Annotated in this window: 4 protein-coding genes and 1 pseudogene; 4 read left to right on the forward strand and 1 reads right to left on the reverse strand. The window is 60.8% G+C overall.

Annotation, left to right across the window (positions count from 1 at the left end; translation table 11 throughout):
• Positions 1-2 precede the first annotated feature (2 nt).
• From CUN63_RS06235 to CUN63_RS06250, 4 genes are all read left to right on the forward strand, one after another.
• The gene (locus CUN63_RS06235) at positions 3-1,067 is read left to right on the forward strand and encodes an imelysin family protein (RefSeq protein ID WP_129437984.1); all 1,065 of its coding nucleotides are present in this window, start codon (positions 3-5) and stop codon (positions 1,065-1,067) included.
• 14 nt (positions 1,068-1,081) lie between these two features.
• Entirely contained in the window at positions 1,082-2,179 is a 1,098-nt protein-coding gene (locus CUN63_RS06240; RefSeq protein WP_129437986.1) for a DUF1513 domain-containing protein, read from the forward strand.
• Positions 2,180-2,428: 249 nt separating this feature from the next.
• The gene (locus CUN63_RS06245; RefSeq protein ID WP_129437988.1) at positions 2,429-3,577 is read left to right on the forward strand and encodes an efflux RND transporter periplasmic adaptor subunit; all 1,149 of its coding nucleotides are present in this window, start codon (positions 2,429-2,431) and stop codon (positions 3,575-3,577) included.
• 13 nt (positions 3,578-3,590) lie between these two features.
• The gene (locus CUN63_RS06250; RefSeq protein ID WP_129437990.1) at positions 3,591-6,617 is read left to right on the forward strand and encodes a multidrug efflux RND transporter permease subunit; all 3,027 of its coding nucleotides are present in this window, start codon (positions 3,591-3,593) and stop codon (positions 6,615-6,617) included.
• A 215-nt stretch (positions 6,618-6,832) separates the two neighbouring features.
• Here CUN63_RS06250 and CUN63_RS32060 read toward each other — a convergent pair.
• Positions 6,833-7,056, reverse strand: a pseudogene (locus CUN63_RS32060) (group II intron reverse transcriptase/maturase); the annotation flags it as partial.

The raw sequence follows: 7,056 nt of genomic DNA on the forward strand, positions 1-7,056 counted from the left end.
ACATGTTCCGTCCCAAATTGTTGTTCACCAGCCTTGCCGCGCTAGCCTTGGGCGCCTGTTCGCCTCAGGATCCGCAGGCCGTCACGTCGGCGGCCATCGCCAAGTCGGTGATCCTGCCGACCTACACGCGTTGGGTTGAAGCCGACCGCCAATTGGCCGTCAGCGCCCTCGCCTACTGCGAAGGCAAGGAAAACCTCGACACCGCCCGCGCCGACTTCCTGCACGCGCAGAAAGCCTGGGCCGAGCTGCAACCGCTGCTGATCGGGCCGCTGGCCGAGGGCAATCGCGCCTGGCAGGTGCAGTTCTGGCCGGACAAGAAAAACCTCGTCGGCCGTCAGGTCGAGCAACTGGTCACCGCACAGCCGCAGATCGATGCCGCTGCCCTGGCCAAGTCCAGCGTTGTGGTTCAAGGCCTTTCCGCCTACGAATACATCCTGTTCGACAGCAAGCCAGACGTGGCCAACGACGTGCAGAAAGCCAAATACTGCCCGCTGCTGAAAGCGATTGGCGAGCGTCAGAAACAGCTGGCCGAAGAGATCCTGAAAACCTGGAACAACACCGACGGCATGCTCGCGCAATTGAGCAAATTCCCGAACCAGCGCTACGCTGATTCCCACGAAGCCATCGCCGATCTGTTGCGCGTGCAAGTCACCGCCCTCGACAGCCTGAAGAAAAAACTCGGCACGCCGATGGGCCGTCAGACAAAGGGTGTGCCACAACCGTTCCAGGCCGATGCATGGCGCAGCCAGTCGTCCCTGACCGGCCTCGAAGCCAGCCTCGCCGCCGCCAAAACGGTATGGGAAGGCGTCGACAACAAAGGCCTGCGCGGCCTGTTGCCGAGCGAGCAAAAACCTTTAGCCGACAAGATCGACGCCGCTTACGCCGCGTCCCTGAAACTGTTCGCCAGCAACCAGCGCTCGCTGACCGAGATGCTCAACGACGATGCCGGTCGCCAGCAACTCAACGACCTCTACGACAGCCTCAACGTCGTCCACCGCCTGCACGAAGGCGAACTGGCCAAGGCGCTAGGCATTCAACTGGGCTTCAACGCCAACGACGGTGACTGATGAGGGCAAGTTCCATGCTGCGACGCCAGGCTCTGACGTTAGGTAGTTTGCTGCTGGGTGCGATGACACTGGGCGGCTGGACGCTGTTCAAGCAAAAGGACAAAAGCCCGCTGCTGCTCTCGGCGCGGGACGACACCGACGGCAAACACTACGCCGTCGGCTATCGGCTGGACGGCACCCGGGTGTTTGCCACCCAGGTCGGCCAGCGTTGCCACGACATCATCAACCACCCGACGCTGCCGATTGCGCTGTTCGTCGCCCGTCGTCCTGGCACCGAGAGTTACCTGATCGACCTGAGCGACGGCACGCTGCTGCAAACCGTGACCTCGCTGCCGAATCGGCACTTCTACGGTCACGCGGTGATTCACAAGAGCGGCGACTGGCTGTACGCCACCGAGAACGATACCTCCGATCCGGGTCGAGGCTTGCTCGGTGTGTATAAGTTCGAAGGCGAGCGACTGGTACACAGCGGCGAGATTTCGACCCACGGCGTCGGCCCGCATCAGGTGTCGTGGATGCCCGATGGCGAAACCCTGGTGGTGGCCAATGGAGGCATTCGCACCGAGGCCGAAAGCCGCGTCGAGATGAACCTCAATGCCATGGAGCCAAGCCTGGTCCTGATGCATCGCGATGGCACCCTGCTGAGCAAGGAAACCCTCGCCCAGCCGATGAACAGCGTGCGTCATTTGGGGATTGCCAGCGACGGCACCATCGTCGCCGGTCAGCAGTTCATGGGGCCGTCTCATGAGTCTTCGGAGCTGCTGGCGATCAAGCGTCCCGGCCAGCCGTTCGTGGCCTTCCCGGTGCCTGAGCATCAGTTGCAGGCTATGGGGCATTACACCGCCAGTGTCGCGGTGCACAGCGAACTTCGCCTGGTCGCGTTGACCGCGCCACGGGGCAACCGCTTTTTCATCTGGGACCTGGACAGCGGTGAAGTGCGCCTGGACGCACCGCTTCCCGATTGCGCCGGAGTCGGCGCGGTAGCCGATGGCTTTGTCGTGACCTCGGGGCAAGGACGCTGCCGGTTCTACGATTGCCGCCAGACAGATCTGGTTGCAAAACCGCTGGAGCTGCCGGCAGGGCTCTGGGACAACCACCTTCACCTCATCTAAACACGGACCTTTGTAGCAGCTGGCGAAGCCTGCGTTCGGCGGCGAAGCCGTCGTGAGATCCGACGACGCGGTGTATCAGACAAACCACGTTGCATGGATTTGCGACGGCTTCGCAGCCGAACGCAGGCTGCGCCAGCTGCTACAGGTCGGGGTGACGCCTACCTGTAAGTTCTGCCAGTTGGAATCCCCGCCACACTCGGAGTAATGTGCCCGACTGTCTCACCTGATTTTCTCCAAGGAAGTGGAAATATGCTGCGTCGCCGCATGCTGATCATGTTGGGTGTTGTTTTGCTGATCGTGCTGGTCCTGGCCGGTTACAAAGCCTTCTCCATCTATACGATGATTCAGGGCTTTGCTGTGCCGAAACCGGCGATCAGTGTTGCTGTGGCCACTGCTACCGAACGGCCGTGGCAAGCCCGCCTGCCGACCGTCGGCACCCTCAAGGCACTGCAAGGCGTCGACCTGAGCCTGGAAATCGCCGGCACCGTCACGGATGTGCAGTTCGAGTCGGGGCAGAAGGTTAAGGCCGGTCAGCCGATCGTCCAACTCGATAGCGCCGTGGAAACCGCCCTGCTGGAAACCGCCCTCGCCGACCTCGGACTGGCCCAAGTGGATTACAACCGTGGCAGCCAGCTGGTGGGCAGCCAGGCGATTTCCAAAGGCGAGTTCGACCGACTCTCGGCGGTATTCAAAAAGAACAAGGCCACGGTCAATCAGCTCAAGGCTTCGCTTGAGAAAAAACGCATCGTCGCGCCGTTCAGCGGAACCATCGGCATTCGTCAGGTGGACGTCGGTGACTACGTGGCCAGCGGCACCATGATCGCCACCCTGCAAGACCTCAGCAGCCTCTATGTAGACTTCTTCGTGCCCGAACAGGCGATACCGAAGATCGCCCTTGGCCAGCCGGTACAGATCGTTGTCGCGGCCTACCCGACACAAACCTTCCCCGGCACCATCAGCGCGATCAACCCGAAAGTCGAAAACAGTACGCGCAATGTCCAGGTCCGCGCGACCCTGGCCAACCCCGACGGCAAACTGCTGCCGGGGATGTTCGCCAGCCTGCAAGTGTTGTTGCCCGACCCGCAGCCGCGCATCGTCGTGCCGGAAAGCGCGATCACTTACACGCTGTACGGCAACTCGCTCTATGTCGTCGCGCAGAAAAAAGCCGAAGACGGCAGCCTGGAAAAAGACGACAAGGGCCAACCGATCCTGATCGCCGAACGGCGTTTCATCGAAACCGGTGAGCGCCGCGATGGGCAAGTGATGATCACCAAAGGTGTGCAGAACGGCGAAAAAGTGGTCACGGCCGGCCAGATCAAACTGGACAACGGCGCACACATTGCGATCAGCGACGACAAGACCTTAGCCGAGAAGAACAGCCCGCCGCGCGCGGACTGATCAAGGAACCCCCATGGCTTTTACCGACCCGTTCATCCGCCGCCCGGTGCTCGCCACCGTGGTCAGCCTGTTGATTGTGCTGCTGGGCTTCCAGGCCTGGAGCAAGCTGCCGCTGCGCCAATATCCACAAATGGAAAACGCCCTGATCACGGTGACCACCGCTTATCCCGGGGCCAACGCCGAAACCATTCAGGGCTACATCACCCAACCGATGCAGCAAAGTCTGGCCAGTGCCGAAGGTATCGACTACATGACGTCGGTCAGTCGCCAGAACTTCTCGGTGATCTCGATCTACGCGCGCATCGGCTCCAACAGCGACCGCTTGTTCACCGAACTGCTGGCCAAAGCCAACGAGGTGAAGAACCAACTGCCTCAGGACGCCGAAGACCCGGTGCTGAGCAAGGAAGCCGCCGACGCCTCGGCACTGATGTACATCAGCTTCTTCAGCAAGGAGCTGAGCAACCCGCAGATTACTGACTACCTGTCGCGGGTCATCCAGCCAAAACTGGCGACCCTGCCGGGCATGGCCGAAGCCGAGATTCTCGGCAACCAAGTATTTGCCATGCGTCTGTGGCTGGATCCGGTCAAGCTGGCCGGTTTCGGCCTGAGTGCCAGCGACGTGACCGATGCAGTGCGCAAATACAACTTCCTCTCCGCCGCCGGCGAAGTGAAAGGCGAGTACGTCGTCACCAGCATCAACGCCAATACCGAGCTCAAGTCCGCCGAAGCCTTTGCCGCGATTCCCCTCAAGGTCGAGGGTGACAGTCGCGTGCTGCTCAGCGATGTGGCGCGGGTTGAAATGGGTGCGGAAAACTACAATTCGATCAGCTCCTTCGGCGGGACCCCTTCGGTGTACATCGGCATCAAGGCCACGCCCGGCGCCAACCCGCTGGACGTGATCAAGGAAGTGCGCAAGATCATGCCGGACCTGGAAGCCCAACTGCCGCCGAACCTCAAAGGTGAAATCGCCTACGACGCCACGCTGTTTATCCAGGCCTCGATCAACGAGGTGATCAAAACATTGTTCGAAGCGGTGCTGATCGTCATCGTGGTGGTGTTCCTGTTTCTCGGCGCGCTGCGTTCGGTGGTGATCCCGGTGGTCACCATCCCGTTGTCGATGATCGGCGTGATGTTCTTCATGCAGATGATGGGCTACTCGATCAACCTGCTGACGTTGCTGGCGATGGTATTGGCCATCGGCCTGGTGGTGGACGACGCCATCGTCGTGGTGGAAAACATCCACCGGCACATCGAAGAAGGCAAGACGCCGCTGGATGCGGCCATCGAAGGCGCTCGGGAAATCGCCATGCCGGTGGTCTCGATGACCATCACCCTGGCGGCGGTCTATGCGCCGATCGGCTTCCTGACGGGGCTCACGGGGGCGCTGTTCAAGGAGTTCGCCCTGACCCTGGCCGGGGCGGTTGTGATCTCCGGCATCGTCGCCCTGACCCTGTCGCCGATGATGTGCGCCTTTTTACTGCGTCACGACGAAAACCCCAGCGGTCTCGCCCATCGCCTGGACCTGATTTTCGAAGGCCTCAAGCGCCGTTACCAAAGCATGCTGCACGGCACCCTGAACACCCGGCCGGTGGTGCTGGTGTTTGCGGTAATCGTGCTGTGCCTGATCCCGGTGCTGCTCAAGTTCACCAAGTCGGAACTGGCGCCCGATGAGGACCAGGGCATCATTTTCATGCTGGCCAACGCCCCGCAACCGGCGAACCTCGATTACCTGAGCGCGTACACCGACGAGTTCGTCGAGATCTTCAAGACGTTTCCCGAGTACTACTCCTCGTTCCAGATCAATGGTTTCAACGGCGTGCAATCGGGAATCGGCGGCTTCCTGCTCAAACCGTGGAACGAACGCAGCCGCACTCAGATGCAAATCCTGCCCGAGGTCCAGCGCAAACTGGAGAGCATTTCCGGGCTGCAGATCTTCGGTTTCAACCTGCCTTCCCTGCCCGGTACCGGTGAGGGGCTGCCGTTTCAGTTTGTCATCAACTCAGCCAACGATTACGAGTCGCTGCTGCAGGTGATGGACCGAGTGAAAAAACGCGCGATGGAGTCCGGCAAGTTCGCCTTCGTCGACGTCGACCTGGCCTTCGACAAACCTGAAGTGGTGGTGGATATCGATCGCGCCAAGGCCGCACAGATGGGGGTTTCCATGCAGGACCTGGGCGGGACGCTCGCGACGTTGCTGGGTGAGGCGGAGATCAACCGTTTCACCATTGAAGGTCGCAGCTACAAAGTCATCGCGCAGGTCGAACGACCTTTCCGAGACAACCCTGACTGGCTGAACAATTACTACGTCAAGAACACCCAAGGCCAACTGCTGGCCTTGTCGACCCTGATCACCGTGACCGACCGGGCGCGTCCACGGCAGTTGAACCAGTTCCAGCAACTCAACTCTGGCATCCTGTCCGGGGTGCCGCTAGTCAGCATGGGTGAAGCCATCGACACCGTGCGCCAGATCGCTCGGGAAGAGGCGCCGGTGGGTTACGCCTTCGACTATGCCGGCGCATCACGGCAATACGTCCAGGAAGGCAGTGCGCTGTGGGTCACCTTCGCCCTGGCGCTGGCAATCATTTTCCTGGTACTGGCGGCACAGTTCGAAAGCTTCCGCGATCCGCTGGTGATTCTGGTGACGGTGCCGCTATCAATCTGTGGCGCGCTGATCCCGCTGTTCCTGGGCTGGTCGAGCATGAACATCTACACCCAGGTCGGCCTGGTGACGTTGATCGGGCTGATCAGCAAGCACGGAATCCTGATCGTCGAATTTGCCAACCAGTTACGCAAGGACAAAGGCCTGACGCCGCGCGAGGCCGTGGAGGAAGCGGCGGCCATTCGTCTGCGTCCGGTGTTGATGACCACTGCCGCGATGGTGTTCGGCATGGTGCCGTTGATCATCGCCACGGGGGCGGGAGCCGTCAGCCGGTTCGACATCGGCACGGTGATCGCCACGGGGATGTCGATCGGGACGTTGTTTACGTTGTTTGTGCTGCCGTGCGTGTACACCCTGTTGGCTAAACCCGATAAACCCTAGGGAACACACATAACCTGTGGGAGCGAGCTTGGTCCGGGCGGCGTTCCGACGATAGCGGTGTAACAGTCACCTCATCGCTGAATGTGCCACCGTCATCGCGAGCAAGCTCGCTCCCACATGGACGGTGCAAGGCTCGAAAGTCGGATCGAGTAGGAGGCGGCTTTACAGCCGCCGTCCTCTCACACCACCGTACGTACGGATCCGTATACGGCGGTTCAAGCTATGCGGCTAAGCCGGTTTATCGTATCCAGTACCGAAACTAACCCAAGCTGACCCCATAGTTTCTTCGGCAGCGCCTGATTCATATGAGATGCGCCTGAGCTCCACCATGGGCCTCGGCCATTGAAGGCTGATTTGCAGGCGCGAGCTTCGCTAAGCCCCAGGCGCATCAAGTTACGTGCCCTCGTTGAGGGCCGCTTCCATTGTCGCCAGACGACGC

Origin of the sequence: Pseudomonas sp. ACM7 (assembly GCF_004136015.1) — a bacterium.
Classification (GTDB): Bacteria; Pseudomonadota; Gammaproteobacteria; order Pseudomonadales; family Pseudomonadaceae; genus Aquipseudomonas; species Aquipseudomonas frigoris.

Coding starts and splice junctions, on each gene's coding strand:
- CUN63_RS06235 (WP_129437984.1), top strand. CDS start 3: ATGTTCCGTCCCAAATTGTTGTTCACCAGCCTTGCCGCGCTAGCCTTG.
- CUN63_RS06240 (WP_129437986.1), top strand. CDS start 1,082: ATGCTGCGACGCCAGGCTCTGACGTTAGGTAGTTTGCTGCTGGGTGCG.
- CUN63_RS06245 (WP_129437988.1), top strand. CDS start 2,429: ATGCTGCGTCGCCGCATGCTGATCATGTTGGGTGTTGTTTTGCTGATC.
- CUN63_RS06250 (WP_129437990.1), top strand. CDS start 3,591: ATGGCTTTTACCGACCCGTTCATCCGCCGCCCGGTGCTCGCCACCGTG.